Annotated in this window: 21 protein-coding genes and 1 pseudogene; 4 read left to right on the forward strand and 18 right to left on the reverse strand. The window is 53.6% G+C overall.

Features of this window, described 5'->3' with window-relative positions:
• Positions 1–223: 223 nt before the first annotated feature.
• The 11 genes from ACYZTZ_RS15725 to ACYZTZ_RS15775 all read right to left on the reverse strand — a co-directional run bounded on the left by ACYZTZ_RS15725 (position 224) and on the right by ACYZTZ_RS15775 (position 10773).
• Positions 224–958 (reverse strand): WecB/TagA/CpsF family glycosyltransferase, encoded by a 735-nt coding sequence (locus tag ACYZTZ_RS15725; RefSeq protein WP_461998889.1) that lies wholly within the window; start codon positions 956–958, stop codon positions 224–226.
• Positions 958–2145, reverse strand: a complete 1188-nt coding sequence (locus ACYZTZ_RS15730) for a glycosyltransferase family 2 protein (protein ID WP_461998890.1) — start codon at positions 2143–2145, stop codon at positions 958–960. Before ACYZTZ_RS15730 ends, ACYZTZ_RS15725 begins: the two co-directional genes overlap by 1 nt.
• Entirely contained in the window at positions 2142–3344 is a 1203-nt protein-coding gene (locus ACYZTZ_RS15735) for a glycosyltransferase (protein WP_461998891.1), read from the reverse strand. Before ACYZTZ_RS15735 ends, ACYZTZ_RS15730 begins: the two co-directional genes overlap by 4 nt.
• A 75-nt stretch (positions 3345–3419) precedes the next feature.
• Positions 3420–4355, reverse strand: coding sequence for a DUF535 family protein (locus ACYZTZ_RS15740; RefSeq protein ID WP_461998892.1), 936 nt, complete (start codon positions 4353–4355; stop codon positions 3420–3422).
• A 7-nt stretch (positions 4356–4362) separates the two neighbouring features.
• Positions 4363–5340: a glycosyltransferase family 2 protein gene (locus tag ACYZTZ_RS15745; protein ID WP_461998893.1), complete on the reverse strand. Its 978-nt coding sequence runs from the start codon at positions 5338–5340 to the stop codon at positions 4363–4365.
• 43 nt (positions 5341–5383) lie between these two features.
• The gene (locus ACYZTZ_RS15750; protein WP_056743490.1) at positions 5384–5908 is read right to left on the reverse strand and encodes a serine O-acetyltransferase; all 525 of its coding nucleotides are present in this window, start codon (positions 5906–5908) and stop codon (positions 5384–5386) included.
• Positions 5909–5916: 8 nt separating this feature from the next.
• Complete coding sequence (locus ACYZTZ_RS15755) at positions 5917–6873, reverse strand: glycosyltransferase family 2 protein (protein ID WP_461998894.1); 957 nt, start codon at positions 6871–6873, stop codon at positions 5917–5919.
• Entirely contained in the window at positions 6866–7483 is a 618-nt protein-coding gene (locus ACYZTZ_RS15760) for an acyltransferase (RefSeq protein ID WP_461998895.1), read from the reverse strand. Before ACYZTZ_RS15760 ends, ACYZTZ_RS15755 begins: the two co-directional genes overlap by 8 nt.
• Positions 7484–7591: 108 nt before the next feature.
• Positions 7592–9070: an FAD-dependent oxidoreductase gene (locus ACYZTZ_RS15765; RefSeq protein ID WP_461998896.1), complete on the reverse strand. Its 1479-nt coding sequence runs from the start codon at positions 9068–9070 to the stop codon at positions 7592–7594.
• 2 nt (positions 9071–9072) lie between these two features.
• On the reverse strand, positions 9073–9261 hold the full coding sequence (locus ACYZTZ_RS15770) for a hypothetical protein (RefSeq protein ID WP_461998897.1): 189 nt from the start codon (positions 9259–9261) through the stop codon (positions 9073–9075).
• Positions 9262–9396: 135 nt separating this feature from the next.
• The gene (locus tag ACYZTZ_RS15775) at positions 9397–10773 is read right to left on the reverse strand and encodes an oligosaccharide flippase family protein (RefSeq protein ID WP_461998898.1); all 1377 of its coding nucleotides are present in this window, start codon (positions 10771–10773) and stop codon (positions 9397–9399) included.
• A 95-nt stretch (positions 10774–10868) separates the two neighbouring features.
• Between ACYZTZ_RS15775 and ACYZTZ_RS15780 the strand changes: the two genes are divergently transcribed.
• A complete protein-coding gene (locus tag ACYZTZ_RS15780) occupies positions 10869–12392 on the forward strand; it encodes an O-antigen ligase family protein (RefSeq protein ID WP_461998899.1) in 1524 nt (507 codons plus the stop codon).
• 5 nt (positions 12393–12397) lie between these two features.
• On the forward strand, positions 12398–15019 hold the full coding sequence (locus tag ACYZTZ_RS15785) for a glycoside hydrolase 5 family protein (protein WP_461998900.1): 2622 nt from the start codon (positions 12398–12400) through the stop codon (positions 15017–15019).
• Between the two features lie 64 nt (positions 15020–15083).
• On the opposite strand, the gene ACYZTZ_RS15790 is transcribed toward ACYZTZ_RS15785, so the two are convergent.
• Complete coding sequence (locus tag ACYZTZ_RS15790; protein ID WP_461998901.1) at positions 15084–16730, reverse strand: phosphoethanolamine transferase; 1647 nt, start codon at positions 16728–16730, stop codon at positions 15084–15086.
• A 244-nt stretch (positions 16731–16974) separates the two neighbouring features.
• Here ACYZTZ_RS15790 and galE point away from each other — a divergent pair, with 244 nt between their 5' ends.
• Positions 16975–17952 carry a UDP-glucose 4-epimerase GalE gene (galE, locus tag ACYZTZ_RS15795; RefSeq protein ID WP_056743509.1) on the forward strand — a complete coding sequence of 326 codons (978 nt, stop codon included), beginning with the start codon at positions 16975–16977 and terminating at the stop codon, positions 17950–17952.
• Between the two features lie 44 nt (positions 17953–17996).
• Here the strand turns inward: galE and ACYZTZ_RS15800 are convergent, their stop codons facing one another.
• The 5 genes from ACYZTZ_RS15800 to ACYZTZ_RS15820 all read right to left on the reverse strand — a co-directional run bounded on the left by ACYZTZ_RS15800 (position 17997) and on the right by ACYZTZ_RS15820 (position 23035).
• The gene (locus ACYZTZ_RS15800; protein WP_462000680.1) at positions 17997–18728 is read right to left on the reverse strand and encodes a CpsD/CapB family tyrosine-protein kinase; all 732 of its coding nucleotides are present in this window, start codon (positions 18726–18728) and stop codon (positions 17997–17999) included.
• Positions 18729–18796: 68 nt separating this feature from the next.
• Positions 18797–20359 carry a GumC family protein gene (locus ACYZTZ_RS15805; protein WP_461998902.1) on the reverse strand — a complete coding sequence of 521 codons (1563 nt, stop codon included), beginning with the start codon at positions 20357–20359 and terminating at the stop codon, positions 18797–18799.
• Positions 20360–20379: 20 nt separating this feature from the next.
• Entirely contained in the window at positions 20380–21435 is a 1056-nt protein-coding gene (locus ACYZTZ_RS15810) for a hypothetical protein (protein ID WP_461998903.1), read from the reverse strand.
• An 86-nt stretch (positions 21436–21521) separates the two neighbouring features.
• Positions 21522–22079 carry a polysaccharide biosynthesis/export family protein gene (locus ACYZTZ_RS15815; protein ID WP_461998904.1) on the reverse strand — a complete coding sequence of 186 codons (558 nt, stop codon included), beginning with the start codon at positions 22077–22079 and terminating at the stop codon, positions 21522–21524.
• Between the two features lie 458 nt (positions 22080–22537).
• The gene (locus tag ACYZTZ_RS15820; protein WP_461998905.1) at positions 22538–23035 is read right to left on the reverse strand and encodes a hypothetical protein; all 498 of its coding nucleotides are present in this window, start codon (positions 23033–23035) and stop codon (positions 22538–22540) included.
• A gap of 276 nt (positions 23036–23311) precedes the next feature.
• On the opposite strand from ACYZTZ_RS15820, the pseudogene ACYZTZ_RS15825 reads away from it, so the two are divergent.
• Positions 23312–23583, forward strand: a pseudogene (locus tag ACYZTZ_RS15825) (cytochrome C); the annotation flags it as partial.
• A gap of 3 nt (positions 23584–23586) precedes the next feature.
• On the opposite strand, the gene ACYZTZ_RS15830 reads toward ACYZTZ_RS15825, so the two are convergent.
• Positions 23587–24240, reverse strand: coding sequence for a peroxiredoxin (locus ACYZTZ_RS15830; protein WP_008155786.1), 654 nt, complete (start codon positions 24238–24240; stop codon positions 23587–23589).
• Positions 24241–24488: the final 248 nt, after the last annotated feature.

Consider the following 24488-nt stretch of genomic DNA (forward strand, 5'->3'; position numbering starts at 1 on the left):
TAACCTAACTACTCGAAATGAGCGCTCGACAGCCGAGCACTTTTTTCAAAATATGCGGCGTCTGACAACATTTTGTTGACGCCAATCTTAATGATGAAAACGACCCCGAACATACCCGTCAAGTCGATAATTCCAACCTGAGTAAAGGTGCTACGTCGGGGTTTTGCAAGATATTTCAGCCGTGTTTTTTATGGCGCCGGCCAGGCGTCAAATTCTTGTAACGTCAGGAATCCCTGTAGATCAACGTGCGTAACAAGAACATCGGATTACCCACCACATAGCGACTGAATAATCGCTTTGGCTCACCTAGTAACCTGAACACCCACTCACAACCGAGACGACGCACCCATTGCGGTGCACGCGTCACCTTGCCGCCGAGAAAATCCAGGATCGCCCCTCCGCACACGACCAGACAGGGCACGCCGCTGACGGCTAACCTGGCAGCAACGGCTTCTTGCTTGGGCATGCCCATCCCCAACACAACCAGTTCCGGTTGAAACTGCCGGGCAAGATTTATGTAGGCATCCACCGGCGCGAAACCGTGGTGAGCAGACACAACATTGACCGCAAATAGTGCTTCGCTACGCTGCACCGCATTGGCTAGAAAGGGCTCTTCAGTACCCCAGAAAGCCACGCGCCGGCCCTTGAACGCGGCCAGCAATTTGGGAATGAAATCGGTGCCATTCATGTTTAGCCCCGGCTCCAGGCCGAGGCGACGAAACAGGATGGCCATGCCGGAGCCGTCCCGTAATAACACGTCAGCAGCCAGCAGCGCGTTAAAGTAGTCGGTATTGGCCGCCACCAGATTCATGGCATGGGCATTCGCAAACCCGAGCACTGTCGTCACGTCAGGTCTGGATAACGCATCAATCAAGGCTTGCTCGTCATTAACATCGCTGACCACCCTGAGTTTCCGGGTAATCGTTTGCCAGCTGTGCTGCCAGGATAAAGCACGCATTAGCTGTCATCTCGCTTCGAACGCACCCATTCAACCTGGCGCTTAAGCAAAAATCCGAGATACAGAGGGATTTTCTTCAGCGCGTAGAACGGCGCATACAACAAGGCTGAAAAAGAAATAATCCCGCGACCAAATTGGCTCCATGCCAGCAAGATCGTCACACCCAATATTGCCACCCCAGAAGAAGCGATCAATGCTGGCGCCAACGCTCCCGACAGCATAAATACCAACCATGACAGACCAAATGCCGCCGCCAAGGCCAACGTCAACAAGGCCAATGGAGGGACCATCAAATCCAGCGTCATCGCCAGCAGACTCCCGTTACGCTGGCCAATCGACTCCACCAGCAACTTTGGCGTATCTCCGAGAATCACCCCTAAATGACCATGCTCCCAGCGCGTACGCTGGGTAGTTAAGCCTTCATCGCTGCGCGGAAAATAACTGGTCACCCGCGCATCGGGGCAAAACACTGGCGGCTTGCCGCTTCGGCATAAATCCAGGCCCATCTTCAAATCTTCAACGATGTGGCCACTGGCTAAATTGATCAACGTCAGATCCTGCCAGACGAAAGCCATTCCCGTGCCCATTAGCTGACAGGGCAAACCAAGTCGGGTCCAACCCTGCGGCCGTACCCGATTCTTCACACACCAGGCAAACTCGGCAAGCCGCACTTTCAGCCCGGAACCTGCGGGAGCAACCATTAAATTAAGGGCTTGCGCTGGCCGCCCTGAGTCGATGCAACAGATTGCCAAACGCTCAATAGAACCCTCGGCCACCTGGCAATCCGCATCGATAACAATCATGACGTCCGGCGCATCGCTCGCCAAATGACGCACCCCACAGTCCAGCGCATAACCCTTGCCACGCTGCTGAACATTGCTGCGCTCCACCACCTCGGCGCCCGCCGTGCGGGCCAGCGCCGCCGTGTCGTCAGAACAGTTATCCGCCACCACCAATAGGCGATCACCCAAAAGCAACTGCGGCCGAATGCTGTTTAATGTCGCAACGATGATCGAGGATTCATTGTGTGCCGGTATCAACACCGCCACCCGAGGTCGCGATCCTTGCACCGACGAGCGCGACCGTGCAGGCAGACAGGCCATCAGCACCTGTACAAACAGCACCAACACCGGCAGGAGGATGAGTATCAGCAGTAAGCTGAACAGCCAACTAAGTAATGTGATCATGCTTGCGCCCTAAACAAATTAGCCAACTTGGTCGCTTCGATATCGATGTCGTGTCGCTCCAGCACTCTCTGATAAGCCGCCTCGCCCATCCGCTGCAACACCTCGACAGGTTGCGCGAGGCAGTCCGCCAGTGCCGCCGCCAACTCATCCACCGCTCCAGCGGGAAACAACCAACCGTTCTCACCCTGTCGCACTAACTCGGGAATGCCCGCCACATAGCTCGTCAGTACGGGTCGGCGCAACGCCATGGCTTCCATGATGACCACCGGCAACCCCTCGGCGAAGCTCGGCAACACCAAGGCCCGCGCCGCGAGAATCTCTGCCCGCACCTGATCGCTGCTGATCCAGCCGGTAATTCGCACCCGCGCCTGCAAGCCATACCGTGCAATCAGGGTTTCGATATCCGCGCGCATTTCTCCGTCGCCGGCCAGTACTATTTCGAACTCCACGTCTTGTGCTGCCAGGATGCGGGCGGCCTCAAGCAGCAAAAGTTGACCCTTCTGCTCACACAAACGACCTACACAAACCAACCGCGGCGCGGATGGCACGGCAACGGCCGGCACATCGTGAAACGCCCGCTCCAGCCCACAGTGCACCACCTTTACCCTTGACCAGTGCGCATGAGCCACCCAGCGAAACAGCTGGCTGCGCCCATAAGAACTGATAGCAGCGACAAAGGCAGCGCGCCGAACTTTCTCGCCCAAATGAATAAACTGCGGTTTGTCGAACTCTTCCGGCCCGTGCACGGTAAAACTGTACGCCGGCCCACCGAGCACATTGGCCAGCATCACCACCTCGGTTGAGTTGGTGCCGAAATGCGCATGCACATGCTCGGCCCCAAACGCCTGCAACCAATTCAGCACGCGGCACGCCTCGGACAAATAGACCAAATGATACGGCCAGGGGCGATCGGCACGCCGGCCCATGCGTAGTGCCAGCCACAGCGCCGAAAAAAAGCGTCGCGGCTGGGCGCGCAACACCTGAAGCACAGGCACTAACAGCTCTTTGACTCCGCCCTGCAGCACATACTGGGTTTTATCGCGTTCGGACACGTCCTCGGCATCCACCAATTCGGCATCCCAGCCACGCAGGGCAATGCGCTGCACCACAAACCCCTGACGCTCCAACGCCAAAATCTCGCGACGAATGAAGCTATGGCTGACTTTGGGGTATTGATTGATGAAATAAGCGATGCGCATAGGAACCAGACTTAGTTGTCGTTGCGGTGGATTATTACTGCAAGTAATCCCACAGTAGTACAGGTATCAGGAACGTCAACTAGCCACACGACTACTGCTATAACTTCCTATCAACACGCTGTCTATCTTTTTAAAGGTGTCATCCAGCAGCTCATAGCGCCTGCGGTACATGGCACGTTTTTTTGAAGCAATACTGTCGAGCGGCTTTCTGGACAGCATCATGGGAATCTCAAAAAAATCTTCGCGCTCTGAGGGAGTCGCTCCATGCTCTAACCAGATCACATCATAATTTGCCGCCAGTTCCAGGGCTTTGTGAGCGCCAAAATACGGATGACGATGGTGGCGATACCCATCCCCTACCGCATAAATTTTTTCAACACCGATATTGATGGCAATGTATTTAATAACTTCGATCAGAAAGCTTCTTGGCCGAAGGCCTTCAAAGTCTTTTGTCAGGTCCCTGTAGATACTCAACGACAGTTCACTCTCGACGCCTTTATGTATCCCTTGAACGGCGCCGATAAAAATACATAACTCTGTGTCCGTGCGACACAAGGTGAAGGCTATTGAAGCAATGCGCAGGTCCCCCTGAAACAAGTTCAGCACCAACTCCCCTTCACGCATAAACCAGAAGGGACGATCCAGCACCAGGGAACAACCAGCCGCAAACTCCGACAAATCACTCAGCATCAAACTGTCACTTCGCCCCAACAGCAATAGCTGCGGACAGCTTTTGGTAACCACTTCGTAATGCGAGGCTAAAACACTAAGTTTATTCTTGGGGCTCCAGCTTTTACTGATGTATGGCCAATGAACAACGCCCACACAATCCCCGCCTAATTTCTCAACACCAGACTTACCCAGGGCGTTCGACATCCGCCCGCAAAACAACTTTAGATCGGACCAGTTTTTTGCAACCAGAACCAACATTTTAAATTTATTATTCAATGCCCTTAAGGAATACCCGGCGTGTAAAAAAAACACGCTCTTTAATATCACCCAATTATTCATATAAGTCTCACTTGTATTCGATCAACGCCGTCTTGCCGGCGCCGAATCTGTTCAGTAGAAACTTGACTTGCCCGAGCATCTCGGGAAATTTCCCCAGCACGAGAAAGAAAGCCCGCAGCCAGTTTTCGCGCGTGGATCTATCGCCCCCTCGGGCGAGGCGCACGACCTGCAATGGATAGACCAGCAGCACAAGCAGCCCAAACCATCCAAACACCAAACTCGCGATAACAGTCGCCAGCGGGACACCCAATCCCCAGAACCAGGCACGGCGCGACTCACGCAACCAATGTTGCTCCGGTGCGGCCCCATGTAAAAATGCGCCCTCGGCAAAGGCATAACCACCGCGCAGGGTACGCTGCCACCATTGGCCGAACCGGGTCATGGTTGCATCGTGCAAGGTCATTTCCTCGCCCAGACGCCAGATCTTCCAACCATTCCCACGCAGACGTACGCACAATTCAGGCTCTTCCCCGGCAATAAGACCCGGTAGAAACCCGGACGCTTCGGCGAAAGCGTCAGCGCGCATCAGCGCATCGCCACCACATGCCTTGGCCTCACCTACCGGCGTATCCCATTCGAAATCACACAGTAAGTTGTAAACAGAGTGCTGCGGAAAACGTTCACGGCGCCGTCCACAGACCACCGCGACGTCAGGATGTGCATCAAGAAAGGCCAGCGCCCGGGGCAGCCAACCGCCGACAACCTCACAATCACCATCGACGAACTGCACATAACGCATCGCCGGCAATACGCGTTGTATGCAGGCAAATCCTTCATTGCGCGCACGCGCAGCCGTAAAGGGAATGGTCATGTCCAACTCGACCACCTCGACCCCAAGCCTCAGTGCCATCTGCACTGACCCGTCCGTTGATCCAGAGTCGACATAAACAACCTTCTGCGCCGAACCGACGAGGGAAGTCAGACAACGCTCAAGCCGTAGGCCTTCGTTGCGACCGATAACAACGACACCCATACCCATAGCCATGGCGTTCACTCAGCGACGCAATTGAAGTAATCCATCGGGTGGTTCATGAGAATTCCCTCGATTCTTCGTACTTCCTTTTCTTGATAGTCGCAGGCACGCCCACGGCCACCGAGTCGTCCGGTACATCGGTCAGCACCACGGCATTGGCACCAATCACGACATTGTTACCAATTCGGATATTGCCCAGCACCTTGGCCCCTGCACCGATATCAACATTGTTACCCATCACCGGAGCAATCGGCTCACTCACATTCTTGAGGCCCACGACGACGCCATTGCGAATACGGCAATCATCGCCGAACTGCGCATAGCCACTGATCACGATGCCGCCGAAATGATCGATGACGAAGTTGCGCCCGACCACCACCTCACACGGCAACTCGATACCCGTGACGATCTGCACCAATTTGAAAAGCACTTTGTATATAAAGGAGAACAACTTGCGTAACAGTGCCGGTCGCACACCGTAACGCCAGCGCCCAAAGCGATAAACCACCATCACCCAAAACCCCTGAGCTCCCCAATCTCCGGCGTATGCACGTAAATCCGCACGTATGTTTTCGAACATAACTGGCTCTACCGTGTTGGTTGGCTAGCGAATTTGGTATCACGCAGCAACGCCCAGGTCACACGAGTATGCTGCCAACACGCCCCTAAAGCGGCCCGACCGCGGCCTTTCAATAGCGCCTTGAGCGCCACAATCAGATCACCCAGACTCACCAGTAGCATATGTGAGGCCAAACCAGGCAGACCGTGGTGCTTGCGGAAATACAAAAGCTCACTTTCGATTTGTAACGTGGGTAGCTGACGACTAGCCGCATTGAGTTTGTCAACAGACTTGGCACTTTCACCGCCGATATGCACCACCGTGGTATGCGGGTAGTAAACGACCTTCCAGCCTGCCTGTTTAACGCGTTTGCAGTGATCTATCTCCTCGAAATAAAGGAAGTAGCGCGGATCGAACAAGCCAACCTGGTCGATGACTTCACGGCGGATCAGGTAATAGCACCCGGGCACCCAGTCGCACTCACGCACCGAAGCATGGTCCCAGGCCATGTCGTCGACCCTCTTCACCACAGGGAAAAAGCGTTCAAGCCCTGTACGCGCAAGGAAGATATTCAACGGCGTCGGAAAATAGCGACAGGAGGGCTGTAAATCTCCCTCTCGTCCAACCAACCGAACGCCGAGGACACCGCAATCCGGATGAGTCTCCATGTAGTCGAGGGTCTTGCTCAGGGTATCCGCAGAAACGAAGGCATCGGTATTGAGCAGCAACGCATACTTGCCCTGCAGGTGCTCAACCAATTGATTATTGGCACGCCCAAAGCCAACATTATTTTCATTGGCCAGTTGCAATGCCTCTGGACAAATAGTTGCCAAACACTCCAGCGAATTATCGACAGAGGCATTATCCACCACCAAATAGCGCGTGCGATCCACGCTATTTGACTGGCGTAACGCATTAAACATCGGCTGCAACAACTCCGCTGTATTGTAATTAACTACCAACACGTCAAGGGGAGCACTAACCATTGGGTTGCTCGCCAAAAAAGTGTTGTGCTCTCATTGCTATAAGCTTCGGTTCAAATGCCGGGTCGTATACACCATTGCGCTGCCTGATAAGGTCAATCCACGGATAAGTGGCGCTACGCTCTTCGACTTTCGCCAACACTTCATCCAGGGTACAGATAACCTTGGCTGGATTACCCCCAACCACTACCCCAGGCGGAACATCTTTTATGACTACTGCACCGGCTGCGACAATCGAATTCGGGCCAATAGTCACACGCGGCATGATGATAGAGCCATAGCCGATAAAACAATTATCAAGTATGTCGATAGCGCCGACAGAATCAAGTTTTTTACCATAGCGCACCTCGAGCATGCCAACTACTCCATCGTGGCCGAATAGCGTGCAACACGATAAACCTACATTATTTCCGAGTCGTACTAGCGAAGGGTCAGTTATGTTGGCAGCAGGATTGATCCATACGCCTTTACCGATGGAGTGCAGCCCACCCCACCGAACCATATGTTTAGCCCAGTCATACCCGTCCGGTTTACAGAATTTTTTATAGAGCGAGGTCCCATGCCCCGTTGTTTTTGCAATATAAGCAATAATTCGTTTTAGTAGACCAATCATCCTGTCAGCCTCAATAATTCAGCGATAGACATCTGTGCCAGAGTTAGATACACCCTGATTCTTCATTACCACTACTCTAAGAGTAGACGCTTCCCTAAAATCCAACACTCAAATATTCCCCACATATCTGCCCACCACGAGCCCCATCTGATGGTTGAGATAATCTGCCAGCCTTAGAGCAAGTTGCAAAAGAGGCATCGTGGGGTTACAGGCACCGCCTGTAGCGAAAACACTGCTGCCCGCAACGTAAAGATTCTCAACACCAAACACTTTGCAGTTCTCGTCGACCACACCAAACTCAGGCGACGTCGCCATCCGCGTGGTCCCCATATGATGAGCATGGGGATTGAGCTTCAGTGGCAAATCGACGTCATACACACATTCTTCCAACTTGACGAAGCCCAGCCCTGTGTCGGCAAAACACTTTGCCACTTCGAGCCCTATGGACTTGACGGTTTCCCTGTCTGCAGGAGTTAGCTCCCAATGAATCTTGATCTTCCTCATCCCTAAAGCATCTCGCTCGTCGAGCAATGAGATGCGGCTATTGGGGTTGGGAAACTGCTCGATCAGCGTGCCGAGCACCCCATCTCCAGGGCAATCGAACTTGGCAATAAATTCAACCTTGCGCTCCGCACCGATGTCACAGACGAGATTCTCGAAAAAGTCCTTGATTGCCGCCGTTCGCCCATAGGCCTTCACTTCAGATACAAGAGAGGCCGTCACATTCCCTTTACCCGACTTGTGCTCCATCACGAAGGCATCGGTCGTGAAGTACTCCTTCCGAGAATCTGTACCCTGCCCGTCTTTCAGGATGAAGGTACCCAGATCGACGTTCAGGTGCTCCATGAAACATCTACCGACGTAACCATCCTTGCCAGCAATACCGCCAGCTGCCAGGGACTCACTGTTAAGCAGTTGCCTGGCATTCTCGATCGCGCCTGTCGCCAGAATGAACTGTTTTGCCGTGACTCGCTCGCGATGCAACTCGTAGTCCGAGACGACTATCGTTGCTATGCGGCCGGTCTTGCTGTCGAACTCAAGATCGACGCAATTGCAATGGATGAAGACATCCAGCCCCTCGGTCTCATTAAGTTCCTTGGCATATTTTTGTGCAAATCGCGTCGGCGGGCTCAGCAGGAAACGATCAGCCTCAAAGTCGGCGCCGTCCAAAGTCGCATTGATAGCCTTGAATCCGGAGTGCGGCGGAAGATCGACAATATCCATGGCGGCCGACAGATTGCGCTCGATCTCGGAAAACGCGATGGGCCAACCGGGCACGGGCACCGGAGGGCCTACGGTAAAGTCCGACTGTTCGAATGGACGGCATCGCCCGGCCCAGTGATTGGAGGTCCCGCCAAGAAAACGCAGGCGTGTTTCATGAGCGTAGACCTCGAGGCCTGACGATGAGACCTTGTAGAGGTTCTGCGAGGCCGGCGAATACTCGTGCCCGCCGCCCTCGACAAGCACCACACGCCGACCATTACCGGCTAAACGCAAGGCCAGCGTAATGCCGGCCGGCCCACCACCTATGATGCAGATGTCATAGTGGTCGCGGAGTTCTTTCTGCGATTGGTAGTCTTTGATCATGCTTAAGCTTGCCGAAAATGCTGGGCAGGCAGCACCCATCCGTTGATGACAACAAACTCGGATTTAGCAGCAGAAGGCCGGGCAACGGCTTTGGAAAATCCGAACATTAGCCCCCCAAGACTCAAAAGAGCAGAAGCCTGGAGGAAGCTTCTGCGCCCCATCACAGAGGTATTCAAATCAGTTTCTCTCATGATTCAAAGCTCCACGACACCGAGATTACGTTGGAAATTTCAACTACACATCAAGGCCACATTTTTTGTGCGACGGCCATCAATACCTCAATGGCGACGCTGTGCCACAGCTTTGGAAACATCACGAGAAATAGATCAAAGCCATTTAACAAAATCCGTCAATAACTCCCCACACAATGCCCCCACCGCCAGCATAGGCAGCACCACCAATTCACGCTTGAGACTGAACATCCCCAGACGACAATTGACATAAAAAACCAGGATAAGCGTAGGAAACGTGTACAGGGCAGCGCCCCAAATCGCATATTTGACCCCGCCAATCGCCAGCAGCAGAGGCAACAGCACCCACAACGAGACCACGCGAATAATGTTATCAATGGCCTGGTACTTGGTGAGTCCCAAAGCAATCCAGACCTGATTCGCCAGCATGTAGCGCATGGTGAAAAAAGAGAGTGAAAGAATGGCCATCATGTTGCCGGCTTGCGCGTAACGCTCATCGTACAAGATGCCGATGAGCAGTGGACTGCCAGTCCAAAACAGTCCACATAAAAACAGACAGGCAAGATCGAGCATCAATTTCAAGCGGTAGTACAAAGCGTGGAGCCGTACGGTGTCATTAGTTCTTGAGGCCTCACTGAAGGCCGGCAAGGCCACGGCCCCGACTACCTTTTGCAACGCAAGCTGAACAGCTCCCAAAATCAGCACGGCAATGGAGTAAACGCCCAGTTCGCCGGCCGTCATGCTGCCGCCGAACCAGACACGATCACCGTACATGGCCAATACGCCCACTGCCGACGACAACAGTATCCAACGGCCGAAGCCGACTAATTCATCGAGCGCAGAACGCTCCCACTGTAGACGGTTAGAAGGGCCCTCAAACCAGAAATGCCCCAGCAGCGTGTTGACCATCGATTGGACCAGACCTGCAATCACCAGCGACCAGATGGACCTGGTGAAGTAACCGATGGCCAGCATGACCAACAGCCCGACGATCTGAGACGCAAAATCGGTGAGTACCACTTTCTTTTGCTGGAAAGCGCGCACTGCCAGGTCGACTTTCGTCGACTGAAAACCCACGATGATTGCCGAGAAACCGGTCACGGCCAACACCAGCGGCAACTCGGGTGCGGCGTAGGTAGAATTGGGCGACCACAGATTGAGGGTCTGTGCATACCAGGCGAGAGCCGCAAGGAGAAGTGTCGAGGCAAAGAGGATAAAGCCGCGCACGATCTGCACGGTCCAGATGGTATTGAGAAACGCCGGATCGTCGCCACGCGGGCTCTGGATGATGTTCTGGCGCAAGCCAACATCGGAAAGCATGTGCAGAACCAGAGAAACAGTGATGGCGATCATCATGATGCCGAACATCTCCGGCATCAGCAGACGGGCCATTATCAGGTTGCCGCCCAAGCGAAAGGCTTGAGACGTAACCAGCGCCCCCAGATTCCATGCCCCGGCAGAGATCGCTCGCTTACGAAGGCCCAACGTTGGCGACAAATCAACTAACGACATAGCATCATCCCCGGACTCAATGGCTCAAAAGGAACTATAGTCGCGTTTGGCCATTCCACTAGCCGTCGCTCATCAATCAATAAGTCCAATCATCCATGCCTGAGCACTTCCGAGCGTTAATCGTCATTCTGGTCCTTACTGGCATCGTATTTGCCATGGCACATCGACCAGCAGCAGACCTGATTCCCGACCGTAATTTCACTCGTCGGCGCAATCTGTGGTTCGTATTAACGCTTCTGGCCTTTGTGTCGCACAGCTTCTGGGTGTACGCGGGCATTGCCGCGATCGTTTTGACCTTCGCACGAAATCGCGAACGCAATCCCGTCGCGCTATTTTTCCTTCTGCTGTTTCTCATCCCGCCGGCCACGGCGGAGATTCCTGGCTTCGGCCTGGTCAACTATTTTTTTGCTCTTAACCATGTTCGTCTGCTGGCACTGTGTGTGTTGCTTCCGGCTTTTTTGGTTCTGCGCAAACGCGCCGACACGATCTCTTTCGGGCGCACCTGGCCTGACAAACTGTTAGCCGCCTACCTCCTGCTGACGAGTCTGCTTTTCCTGCGCGAAACCACCGTCACCGACACCTTGCGCCAAATGCTCTACCTGTTCCTCGAAGTTTTTTTGCCTTACTACGTTGCCAGCCGGGCGCTGAAGAACCTCAGCGACTTCAAGGACGCTCTGTTCGGTTTTGTACTCGCCGCCATGGTGCTGTCGCTTATAGGTCTCTTCGAATATGCCAAGCACTGGCAGCTGTACAGCGCGGTGGTCTACGCCATGGGCCTGCAATGGGATCCCGGCTACTTGAGCCGTGGTGGCTCATTACGCGCCAGCGCCACCACCGGTCAGGCCATTGCGCTGGGCTTAGTCATCAGCGTGGCCATCGGCTTTTACCTGTACTTGCAGGAGGAGGTACGTAGCAAAATGCAGCGCAGCCTCGGCGCGCTGTTGCTCGCCGGTGGTCTGTTCGCACCGCTGTCGCGTGGCCCCTGGATCGGTGCAGCCGTCATGATCGTCGTGTTCATCGGCACCGGCCGTAAAGCGATCAAACGCCTGATGCTGCTGGCGGCCGCCGGGGCGATCGCCCTGCCCTTGCTGGCCATCGTGCCGGGCGGGCAAAAAGTGCTTGATCTGCTACCGTTTATCGGCACGGTGGAGGTCGAAAATATCACCTACCGGCAGCGCTTGATTGATAACGCCGTGATCGTTATCCAGCGCAACCCTTGGCTGGGTTCTTTCGACTTCCGCAACACACCGGAAATGCAGTCCATGATTCAGGGCCAGGGGATCATCGATATCGTGAACACCTATATCGGCATAGCGCTGTCGTTCGGTTTGATTGGTTTGACGCTTTTCGTGGTTTTTTTCGCCAGTGTCCTGCTGGGCATCCGCAAGGGGATGCGTTCGTTCCCCAACCAAGACGATGAGGCACGCCGACTCGGACGTGCACTTCTGGCGACACTGGCCGGGATCCTGATCACCATCGTTACCGTTAGCAGTATCACGGTCATCCCCGTGGTGTATTGGTCGGTGGCTGGACTGTGCGTGGCCTACGCTCAGATGGCACGCAGGTTCAAGCAGACCTCGACGGCCGTCACGGCGAGTGCCCATCTCCAACTCAGGTAGAACCCATGATCCAGTTGTTTCGCCGCCCCCGGATACTGCTCCTGCTGTTTTTTGCTATTTGGCCGTTTCGTAGTTGGGCGTCGGACTGGGTCGTCAGTGTGGATGAGCGCAACGGCCTGCCAATGCTGGAGCGTGGCGGCAGTCCGGTTGTTGCTACGACATTCTCGTTCTTTGGGCGCAACTGGGACTGGACGTATTTGCAGACCGAATTCAAGGTAAATACCCCTTATCGATACTCCCTTGCAGGCAAAAACAAAGCGCTGGATTTCGACTTGACTGCGCAGATTCAGAAGCAAGACGAGCAAAAGCTGACCTGGAATTTTGCCGTGGATGCGCACAGCGGGAAGTCGGGCATTTCAGGTGGCGGCATGGTCTTCACATTCGACCCCGCTCTTTTCGCTGGAGAAATGGGCGAGCCAACTTTGCTGCCCGACAACCGCGGCTGGACCTGGGGCAATGCACAAGGGCGACGCATCGAAATGCGCTTCGAGCCCGCACTGGCGAGTGTGTACTTAGAACCGGGCAGTAAATCCGAGGTGCGTGCTTTTTTCTACAAGAATACGATCAAACCTGGCCGCCTGGATTTCACAGCCACTTTGAGCGTTTCTGGCGATGTGGCGGTCGGCCCAACCACGACCGAGCGCTTCGGGTTGTCGGACCCAAAGAGCTGGCCGACTGACAAGCTCGACTGGAAAACCTCGCCGGTCGACCTGTCCTTTCTCAACGCTCAGGAAAAACCTGCAGGCAAGCGCGGCTTCATCAAAGCCTCCGGCGAGCAATTGCAATTTGCCGACAACACTACGGCGCGTTTCTGGGGCACCAACCTTTCGGCCTACGCGCTGTTCCTCACGTCAGACGATGCAATCAAGCTGCAGGCCAAACGCTTGTCGGCACTGGGCTTCAATCTTGTACGACTGCACCACCATGACTCGCCATGGGTCTTCCCGAACATCTTTGGCGACGGTCGGGTCACGCGCAGCACCACCCAGCAACTGAGCCCGGAATCGCTGAAAAAAATCGACTGGTGGATCAAGTGCCTGAAAGACGAAGGCATTTATGTGTGGCTTGATCTGCACGTCCAGCGAGTCTTTACTGAAAACGACAACATTTTTGGCTTCGATGAATTGCCAAAAGAAGAACAGAATTTTACCTATCTCAAGGGCTATTCCTATGTGAATCTCACCATTCAGAAAGCTATGAAGCGCTTTGCCGAAGCCTACCTGACCCATGTAAACAGCTATACCGGTCTCGCCTACAAAGACGACCCGGCGATTGCCGCCGTACTGATTACCAACGAAAACGACGTCACCAACCACTTTGGTAACGCCCTGCTGCCAGACAAGAATTTGCCGAAGCACAACCGCGTCTACATGGCGGAGGCCGAGGCTTTTGCCAAACAGCACAATCTGTCTGCAGACCAGACCTGGCGCTCCTGGGAGCCAGGCCCCTCCAAGATGTTCCTTAACGATCTGGAGCGACGTTTCAACGTCGACATGATTCAACACCTGCGTGGAATAGGCGTGAAGGTCCCCATCGCCACGACCAGTAGCTGGGGCCGCAATGGCCTGAATTCCCTGCCGGCCCTTACTGCCGGCGACGTAATAGATGTCCATAGCTACGGGGGCTCGGGACAGGTCGAGAAAAACCCGCTCTACAGCGACGGCATAGTGAATTGGATTGCCGCCGGCCAGGTCATCGGCAAACCCTTGACCGTCACCGAGTGGAACAATGAGCCCTTCCCGATACCAGACCGTCACTCGCTGCCACTCTATATCGCCGGCACCGCCAGCCACCAAGGCTGGGATGCACTGATGCAATATGCCTACAGCCAGGAACCAATGGGAGGCGTAGGGATGAGTGCCAACAACTGGCACGCCTATAACGACCCTGCAATGCTGGCCACCCTGCCCGCCGCCGCCTTGCTTTATCGCCGTGCAGACGTTCGCGAAGCAACAACGACCTACGTCTTCGCACCGACGTCAGCCACCCTGTTCAACCAAATGATCACACCGGCCAACTCTGCGCTCCTGCGCACAGCCATGGAGAAAGGCAAACTGGAAATCGCGATGCCACAGACGCCGGAATTGCCTTGGTTGCAACAGAGCGTTATCCCAAGCAATGCACAGGAATTTCATGACCCTGACCAGTCGCTGCTGGACGCCAATGCCAGCGAGTCCACGACAGACACGGGTGAGCTAAAGCGCAACTGGAAACAAGGCGTCTACACCATCAATACACCGCGTACCCAGGCCGCTACCGGCTGGATCGGCGGCGAGTCGATCAGCCTTGGCAACATTAAGGTTCAAGTGAAGACCGCCAACGCCAGTGTGGTGGTGCAAAGTCTGGACGACGCGCCTTTGGGCCGATCGCAGGATTTACTGATTTCGTTAGGCACCCGTGCCATCCCCCAGGACGGCGACAAAATACCTTTTTACGTTGAGCCCCTCGAGGGCACGCTAACCATCCAGGCGCCGCAAGGTTTGACACTGTTCACCCACGGCATTCTGAGGCAAATGAAGAAGCTGCCCGCGACCTACCTTGATGGCCGCTATACAATCAAGTTCGACGGCTTGCAGGCGTCGAACTGGTTGTTTTTGAAAAAAGACGTCACGCAAGCACAACCTTAGGCGATGCGCAGCCGACCTCAACCTGATGGAACAACACCTTGCGGTGTTGTTCAGTGAGGGCTATTTAAAGGGCGTCAAAATCAAACGATGGAACATAGCCTGCGCCGAGCAGATGTGGACATTTCGACGATACAAAGTCTTCACTTAATAAATCATCCGAACTTTTGTACTTACTCGTTAAAACCCCTGTGATACTTAAAAGAGTATGTGGCAAGGAGGAGATGCTGATTTTCTGACTTTCTCTTTCCTTCAGCTTTAAAAGCTTGAGCGATTGCTGGCTTGAAACATTATCGGATGCCCAGATAAATGCCGAAACCGGGAGGTCATATTTATTGCCAATCCCATGACCCAGGAGCCCTCGACTGTCATCCATCATGTTTTCACCATGATCCGATGAATAAAACAAGACAGATGGTTTTTTGCTTGACTTCAATTGATCAATAATTGTGCTTAATAGCCAGTCCGTATACAAAATACTATTGTCATATTCTGCGGTAATTTTGTCTTTGAAGCTGTCTGTTGACGGCTTGAACTTATCGAATTGTTCTGGGTATCGACGTGAATACTCGAAATGACTACCCTTGACATGAATAAATATCGCTTTCTTTTCTGTATCGCCTTTATTTAGTATTTTTTCATATTCTGAAATCAATGCGCCATCATAGCTTCTCTCGAAATATTGACGGTGCTGTGCCTCTGCGGCTATTTGTGGAATTATTCCGCCAAAACTATCAACCTCCTGCACAGACAACCAATAGGTCATGTACCCGGCTGCGCGATATATACTCACCAATGATTTTGTTGACGCAATTGCGTCCCAATCCGATATAGGCTCCAGGCTCAGCATTGAAGGAACCGCGAACGAGGTATAGGGGGCTGTCGTGCAGATCTTATTAAACTTGAAAAGCCCCGCCTGCTTACCGAGATTCGGGGTGGTTTCCTTGTTATAACCGTAGAGGGACCAGTTCTGCGGCCGTGATGACTCACCGATCACAAAAACGACGGTTTCTATATTTGATTGATTCGACATGCTGGTTATTTTTACATCAGATTCCCGACGGCGCGTGATAAGCTCCTCCGTCCCCAAATACAAATTTGCAGTCAAGGCAATTTGCGACAAATAACCTGCTGGCGTGCTTTGATCTTTTGCAAGGAGATCCATGACCGCAGATTTCCCGAAAGAATTAAGTTTGGCGGTTTTATAAAAATACGCCCCATACCCCACTAGCAAGGCGCTAACAACCAAAACAAAAATGCCTTTGTTTTTATATAATTCGCGCTTATGCAGGCCTATTAATCCAGCCCCATAGCAAAATATGAAAATCACCAAAACGATACTGATCGGCTGCCAATAGGTCGGTAGAAATTCGCGGGCCTCCTGATAGTTTGTCAAGCCAATAAATATATAGGCAGCGGTCAATCTCGAGTTGAAATTCAAAACCAAAAAGAGATCAATAGCTGCTACCAAATAGAACGGCAACAGAATAAGGTGAACCTTGAATTGATTGGATGAAATAAATCTAATTGCCAAAAGCCACAACACCGACATGCCAAGGGTGTAAATGACCAATAAATCAATTTTAGAGTATTGATAGTTCGCTAGCGTTCTAACAATCAACGGTGATAGCAGAAATGACCACAATACTAAATTTGGCCATTCTGCTTTAAATATTTTTAATGAGTAATCGATAATTTTGGCAGGATTTTTCATTTGATAATTATCCTCGCAGGATGCCCAAATGCCTCCTCAGAGGGTAGCTCCAATTGGCCCGCTCGCTGTGTCTTGTTCGAAATATTCTCTCCTTTGGCGTTCCAAACGTAGCGAGTCTCGGCTATTGCCAGCAAGCGTGTAGCGAAAAATCCAACTTGTCCTTTAATGTAATGATCAGACGGATCGCACTGACGTTGCCATCGGTGCTTGCACAGCAATAGTGCTCTGGAAATCGGAGATCAGGATGAAATTTTTGGTGGTGGGTGGCGCGGGTTACATCGGCTCGCACATGGTCAAGCAGCTACTGAGTGCAGGTCACGATCTTGTGGTGGCAGACAATTTCTCAACCGGTTATCGCAGCGCGTTGAGGGGCGGGACATTGGTCGAACTGGACATAGCCGACGAACAGGCGCTGGACGCCCTGTTTGCGGGACACCACTTTGATGCCGTGTTCCACTTCGCCTCCTTTATACAGGTGGGCGAATCCGTTGCTGAACCTGCCAAGTACTATCAAAACAATTTCGCCGCCACCCTGACGCTGCTCCAGGCGATGGTTCGCGCCGGGGTTAAAAACTTCATTTTTTCCTCGACCGCCGCCGTCTACGGTGACCCGGTGTATGTACCCATCGACGAGGAGCATCCCAAGGCCGCGATCAACCCTTATGGACGCAGCAAGTGGATGGTGGAGCAGATGCTTGAAGATTTCGACCGCGCCTACGGGCTGAAATCGGTCTGCCTGCGCTACTTCAACGCCGCCGGAGCAGACCCTGAAGGACAGTTAGGTGAACGCCATGAACCGGAAACCCACCTGCTGCCCCTGATCCTGCAAGCAGCCTCCGGACGGCGCGCAACCATCACCGTCTATGGCCGTGATTACGACACACCTGACGGCACTTGCATTCGCGACTACGTCCACGTTGTCGACTTGGTTGCAGCTCACGCACTTGCCGTGGATTATCTGCTGGCAGGGGGTGCAAGCACGGCGTTCAACCTCGGTAACGGTCAAGGCTTCTCAGTACAGCAAGTGATAGATACCGCGCGCTACGTGACCGGCCAGGATATCTCTGTCAGCGAAGCGCCACGTCGCGCGGGCGATCCACCACGCCTTGTGGCCGATCCCCGCAGGGCCAACACATTACTTGGCTGGCAAGCGCAATTTGGCTCACTTGAACAGATAGTGGCGCACGCCTGGAGCTGGGAGCAGAAGTACCCTTGGCACTGAGCGTCGGCGCTAGCCAATAGCGCCGATCTCCTGCGGGTGATGCTCTAGTAGTAAGAGCGGTTTTCGGGCTCGGCTTTGTTCAACACCGTGCCAATCAGATTGGCGGTCCCAAGATGATGCAGGCTTTCCTCGATCTCTTTCCTGCTGTTCAATCCATTAGCGACAACGAGCAGGACGCAGTCGAACCTGGGCAGGACGTTAATCACATCATCCGAACTCAACAACGGCGGCAAGTCGAAAATCACGACGCGTGAGTTGTAGCGCTCGCGCAGATCAGCAATCAAATGGCTCACTGCAGGCGATGACAACACCTCGGTGGAAAGAGGAATCGGCTCACGCGTCGGCAGGACCACAAAGCGCGGCAAGGTCGGATTGACCAGTACTTCTTGCAGTTCAGCTTCATCTGCCAACAATTCATTCAGCGATTTATCCATCGGCAGACCCAGATACTCACCCACCTTCGGACGACGCAAGTCGAAGTCCACCAGTAACGCCGTCTTGGTCGTGTGATGCGCGATACTCATCGCCAGGTTTATAGCCAACACCGTCTTGCCTGCCTCTGGAGTCGGCGAGGTGATCGCCAGCGTGCGCCAGCCATTTTCCTCCATGATTTTCAGCACTTGTGTACGCAGTAGATCGAATGCCCCACCCATGTTCGAATTTTTGTTGTAAGCCACAATGCGGTTGCGCTCAAGGTGATCTGGTCGCAAAGGTACAACCTTGGTTTGCACATAACTGAGTGCGTTCAGACCTGTGGACTGCGCGGTCGATGTCATGGCTTTTGACGAGGTCTGTTGCTCGGCTTTTTCGGTATCGGGATTGAATATTTCCATGGCTATATTCCTTATGCAAACCGGCCCAGAGCTTTAAACATCAGAAGATCCAGAGGCATGTAGAGGAAGTGCAGGAGCACCAGAAAGATCGCGATTGTCGCGACTCCACAGACGATCAATAGCGTTCGCCACTTCCTGCGGCGTGCCAGTTCAGCCTTGGTGTGAATGTAGGGAATGGAAACCAATACGCGTCTACCCAGCACGCTGGCCAAGGCCTGGGCACCGCGCACACGCTGACTCATCATCTCGAGAAGCATCACCAGTGCGCCAGCACCCACCGGGGCAAGCAAGAAACCCATGGCAACCACTTTTTTACGGTTCGGCCGTACCGGCTTTTCGGGCATCAGCGGTGACTCCAGAAGAACAAAACGCTCGGCTTTGTTTTCCTGCTCCAGGCTTTCGGAAATTTTCGCACTCATTTCCTTCGTGCGAATCTCCTCATATTTTTTACGAGCGTTATCATGGTCACGCATCACCGTGACCAAGCCGCGCTCGACTTGCGGCGTCTCAAGAATTTGTGCCTCGTATTCGGCTATTTTCCCGAGTATTTGCTGCTTTTGATCGGCCAGCGACTTGATACGCGCTTCTGCTGCGGAGATCCGCGCCTGAGCCTTGGCAACGTCCAGATTGACCGAAGCCGCTGCACCATCAGCACCTTTGCCAGCCTCAAGTGCAGCAATTTTACGTTTTACGGCACGCACGTCGGGGTGGGCTTGCGTATACAGCGACTGCAACCTGGTGTACTCCGCTTTGAGGCTAGCCAGATCCTGTGGTTTATCAACTGCCGCACCGGGTGCTCCAGGCTTGGTCGCTAGCCCGGCATTCGCGGCGGAAAGCTCCAACTCATTGAAGCGCAACTCCTCTCGGGCAGTTTTGTAGTCACGGTCGACCTCTTTAAGCTCGGTTTCGGCGCGCGTCAACATATTCATGCGCAGCTCTTGATGCTCGGGCAGCGCGTTGCTGTGTGCCTGCTTGAAGTCCGCCAACCGGTTCTCAAGAGCCTCCAGTTCCACCCTGAGTTTGTCCGCCTCCTGCGTCAGGAACTCTGTCGTTTCACTGGCGCGCTCGGTGCGCTGCTTGATGTTTTCATCCAGAAACAGCGTCACCAGTTCCTTGGCAACTTTGTTCGCAATCTCTGGCTGCCTGTGTTCAAAGGAAAGACGGAAAGCAATCGTCACCTCTCCGCGCCCCTTGACGGCAGCACTGACCAGGGAAACCACAATCGCATTGCGCATTTCTTCGATCTTCTCGCTAACGCTCAGTTGCCGACTTTGCGAAGCAAAAAGATTGTATTTGTCGATGATCCCTTCCAGATGCTCACGGGTCATCACGCGCTGGCGAATGACTTCGATGCGCTCATCGGCAAAGGTATTGTTGTTGGCCGCCACCAGGTCTGGCGAAATCTGTTGAGACTCCACCAGAATCGTGCCGGATGACTCATAGGTAGGCGGCAGAGAGATCGCTACCGCTATGCACACACCGAGTATGACCACGAAACTCACGATCAACAGCAGGACGTGGTGCTTGATGATAGCTAGGTAGTCGTTGAACGACATTTCGTATTCAGAGGCCATATTTCTCACACAGCTGAATGTCAGAGACCGGGATAACTATAAGTCAGCATCAGCCCGACGACGTTTGCAGTGGCATCCGGCAAGCCATCTTGCTGGCGTTGTTTGTATGTGTAGGATAGGCGCGCAATCCAAAAAGGCGAGAGTTCTTGGCTAAACCAGGCACTGTAATTTCGCAGGGTATTCGGCGTCCGGCCTTTGGCGTCTTGCCAGGAGGCATCGAAACCGGTGCGTCGGGTCTCGTCGACGGCATAGCTCCATGTCCCCCTCAGGGCATCAACCTCGACGAAACCACCGTCCCCGCTGGCGAGAGTGCTACGACTGGCGTCGATGCTGGTATCAATACGCTCACCGGCATATTGCAACATTAAACCGCCCTGGCCTTTGGGGCCGCTACCGGTGCCGGAGACTTGGTTGAGACCCGCGTAGGCCGTCCCCTTAAGCCGCTCGGAGAGTTGGACATTCAAGCCGACCGTGGGGGTGTAGCTGTTCGAGGATGCCACCGCAGACCCCTTTTCCGGCTCATAGCGCCTCACGCCCAAACGGGTGAACAGCTCGACCTGCTCACTCCATGCATAGTTCCAGCTGAAGCGGGTCGCCAGCTCGTCATAGTTGGTCAGAGAAGCAACATCGTAAGTGACATGAGTGTAGTCAGTCTCGTTAACCAGGGTACTTCGCTCGCTGAGAGCCGTGCTCCAGTTGCCGCCCACCACATACATCTTTTGCGTGCCATCGGAGGCAACTACGCCGGTTTCCTGAACCACCGTGGAAAGCGTAGAGTTTTCTTCATATCTCGCCGTGAGTCCAAAAGCACCCGTTTCGGTCTCGCGCTGCCACCCTAACTTCAATCTGGGATCTTCACGGTCCGAAACGACGGACGTATCCGACGAACGCACGATATTTAATCCGAGACCGAACTGGAACTCATCCCGTCCGGAAGTACCCACGAGGCTGTAATCGGGGGCGATGATGGTACGGGTCACCCCCTTCTCATCACTCGTGAGCAGCAGTGGGTTGCTGTCGTACTCGACCGTCGAAGGCACTGCTATTGCTGATTGCCAAGTGGCAGCATAGGCCATGTCCGAACACGACAAAGCCAGGATTGCCGTCGCAACCCCGGTAGTTCGAAATCCAAGCAAAGTAATCCCTAGTGCCTCGCGCAAGGCTAAGGCACGACCAGCGTATCGCCGGCTTTAAGTAGAAAATTGGTGGTCATGTCTTTCCCTGACATCAACTCGCTGTAGTCGACGCGCAGGATCTCTTGTTTAGCCCCATTGGACCGCACGACCTTAATGTCGTCTTTATCGGCGAATTTGTCGAGCCCACCCGCCATGCTTATTACCTGCAGCACTGACGTTTGACCTGACATATGCACAGTGCCGGGTTTCAGCACTTTGCCCTGAACGTAGACGAGATTACCTTCGGTGCCGGTGACGACAACGCTCACCTGCGGATCAGGTATGAAAGCCTCAAGCTTGGCAGCGATTTGCTTCGCGACAGCGGTGGCATCAAGCCCCGCAACATTGACCTGCCCTGCCAGCGGGAAGGTAATGCTGCCATCGGGGAGTACGCGTACATCCTGTTTGAGCTTATCTTCGCCCCACACGGAAACAGAAAGGTTATCTCCCGGACTCAGCCGGTAAGTCGGGTCGTTTTCGACGGCACTGGAAATGCTGGGCCAAACGGCCAGCGCGCAGAGCACAGGTATCATTGAACGGAACATCGGGATCCCTCCGTCTTAGTAGCCATGCAAGGAGTCTAGAGCAAAAAAACCAAGTCAAATCACTCTAGCCTATTTCACGCCAAAGAAATGCCTAAACAGCATTCCCCTTGAGCGTCTGGGCGGTCAATTCCGTCAATGCAACACACCCAAAACTGGAACGTTAGTACAAAACAGCAGAATCGTGTTATTTAACAACAGCTTGGAGCAAGCAAACCACCCACTATGTATTTCGCGCCAATATTAACTACACCATGCCCGCTTGAACCGGCTCAACTGCGACACTGTCAGACTGACGATAACTACGTTTGCCAGCGCAACTAACCGATATCCACAATTACAACCAGGTATCATTGCAAGACAGACATAATCCGCAAAAACAATATATAAAACTGTGTGTCTACCCAGCCACCAGAGTGACTGTCTAAATAACCACTTTTGCCGAAAACGTTAAAAACCACCTATATCTTCCGTCGGTTGGCGACCACAATAAAACCAAACAACGCGGAAGAAAATAACCATGCTGCCGCAGAAAGCGGTACTGCATTGGGTTGGTTGATATCAGATACCCCCACCAGACTTTTATCCTGGAGAGATGAATCAATCTTGAATTGCTTATTGTCAACCGCCGCCATTAATCTGTCACGCGAAGAAGAATTGACGGTGACATCCACGCCCGAGTCAGCATGATGAATGACACTATTAACTTTCGCAGAATGGGCATCATCGACGTAAACATCAGTGATCAATGAAGGCAAGCCAAGACCCTTTCCAAAAGTAAGCAGTGCGCCACCCGCGTGCTCTTTGAGAGCAGTACAAAGTTGAGGCCCTAACTCCTCGCATGCGCTGCTTATGCGACTAATTTCATAGGCCAAACTGGCCGCTTGAGCACTAGCAACGGCTGCACCATTCAGGATCACAGACAACAACACAAATTTAATGACAAGTGTTGAGCGCATAACACCGCCTCCTTGCGTAGGGGGTTATTCTTTTGTCGGTTGAAGGAATCTTTATCGGCTAGATTGAGCCTATAAGCACATCGCCATTACGTCAATAGCTCGTCACCATAATAAATTGAAATTTAATTTTAGGGCGGATGGCGTCAAAATAACGCCACAACAAGCACATCAGTCCAATGAATTCTATCCGTGTGAAATAGCATCACGCATGGGCGCTAGCCCGCATCAGGACGCTGGCACGCGACCCGGCAAAGCGCCCTGCACCGGGCAACGAAGCACCTTGGCAATGGCATGGGCTCGACCGCCGACGACGCCTGTAAAGGCGGGTTTGTCGGCAACTTTCTGAAAGTACCCGGCGGCCGAGAGTTTTTGACGCATGAAGACGGCATGGCGGGTAAAGGCTCCCCGGGCATTCTCAGCCCTGGAACACTGTAGAAGTCTCGGCGCTGCGCCAGGGAACCATGCTCAACCTCCCTGGCACCCGCGCCGAGCAGATCAATGCAATGCGCGTAAAGGGCATCGCGATTGAAGACAGGATGAATGACTGACCATTACTTCGGTTGCGCCACCGTACGCAAATAAGGTTTCACCGTCTTGAAGCCATCCGGGTACTTCTTCCTTGCGTCGTCGTCGGATACCGACGTAGGAATGATCACGTCCTCACCCGGACGCCAGTTCACCGGTGTGGCAACCGTGTGCTTGGCGTTTAACTGAATAGCATCGAGCAGCCGTAGCACTTCATCGAAGTTGCGCCCGGCACTCATCGGGTAGACCAGCATCGCCTTGATCTTTTTATCCGGGCCGACAATGAACACTGAACGCACCGTGGCGTTGTCCACGGCAGTACGAGCGCCGCCACTGGCGTTCGGGTGAATCATGTCGTAGAGCTTGGCCACCACCAGATTCTCGTCGCCGATCATGGGGTAGTTGACAGCATGGCCTTGGGTTTCTTCGATGTCTTTGGCCCAGGTCTGATGATTACCGACCGGGTCGACGCTGAGGCCGACAATCTTGGTGTTGCGTTTGTCGAACTCCGGCTTGAGCCCGGCCATATAACCGAGTTCAGTGGTGCAGACCGGGGTGAAGTCCTTCGGATGTGAGAACAGGATGGCCCACTTGTCGCCAATCCATTCGTGGAAATGGAGCGTGCCTTCGGTGGTTTCGGCGGTGAAATCCGGTGCTTCGTCGCCAATTCGAATGGTCATGTGCGTTCTCCTCGCTGTGAAGGGTAGGGAAACTCTCGGAACGATCCAGTATAGGAGACCTTGAAGACTTCGCTCTGCACCCCGCCGAAGCGCTGGCGTGCCCGGATCTATAGAAGCTTTCCGCCCGGTGCCCATTCACTGTGCACCTATCCGGCGGGTCTTATCGGACGGGTGCCGCATGCCGATTTACGAGACTGAAACTTCATCCGCAAATGCTGCCTATACTGCAATCCGGCCAATCCAACTGC

Source organism: Pseudomonas sp. LB3P58, from assembly GCF_054897895.1.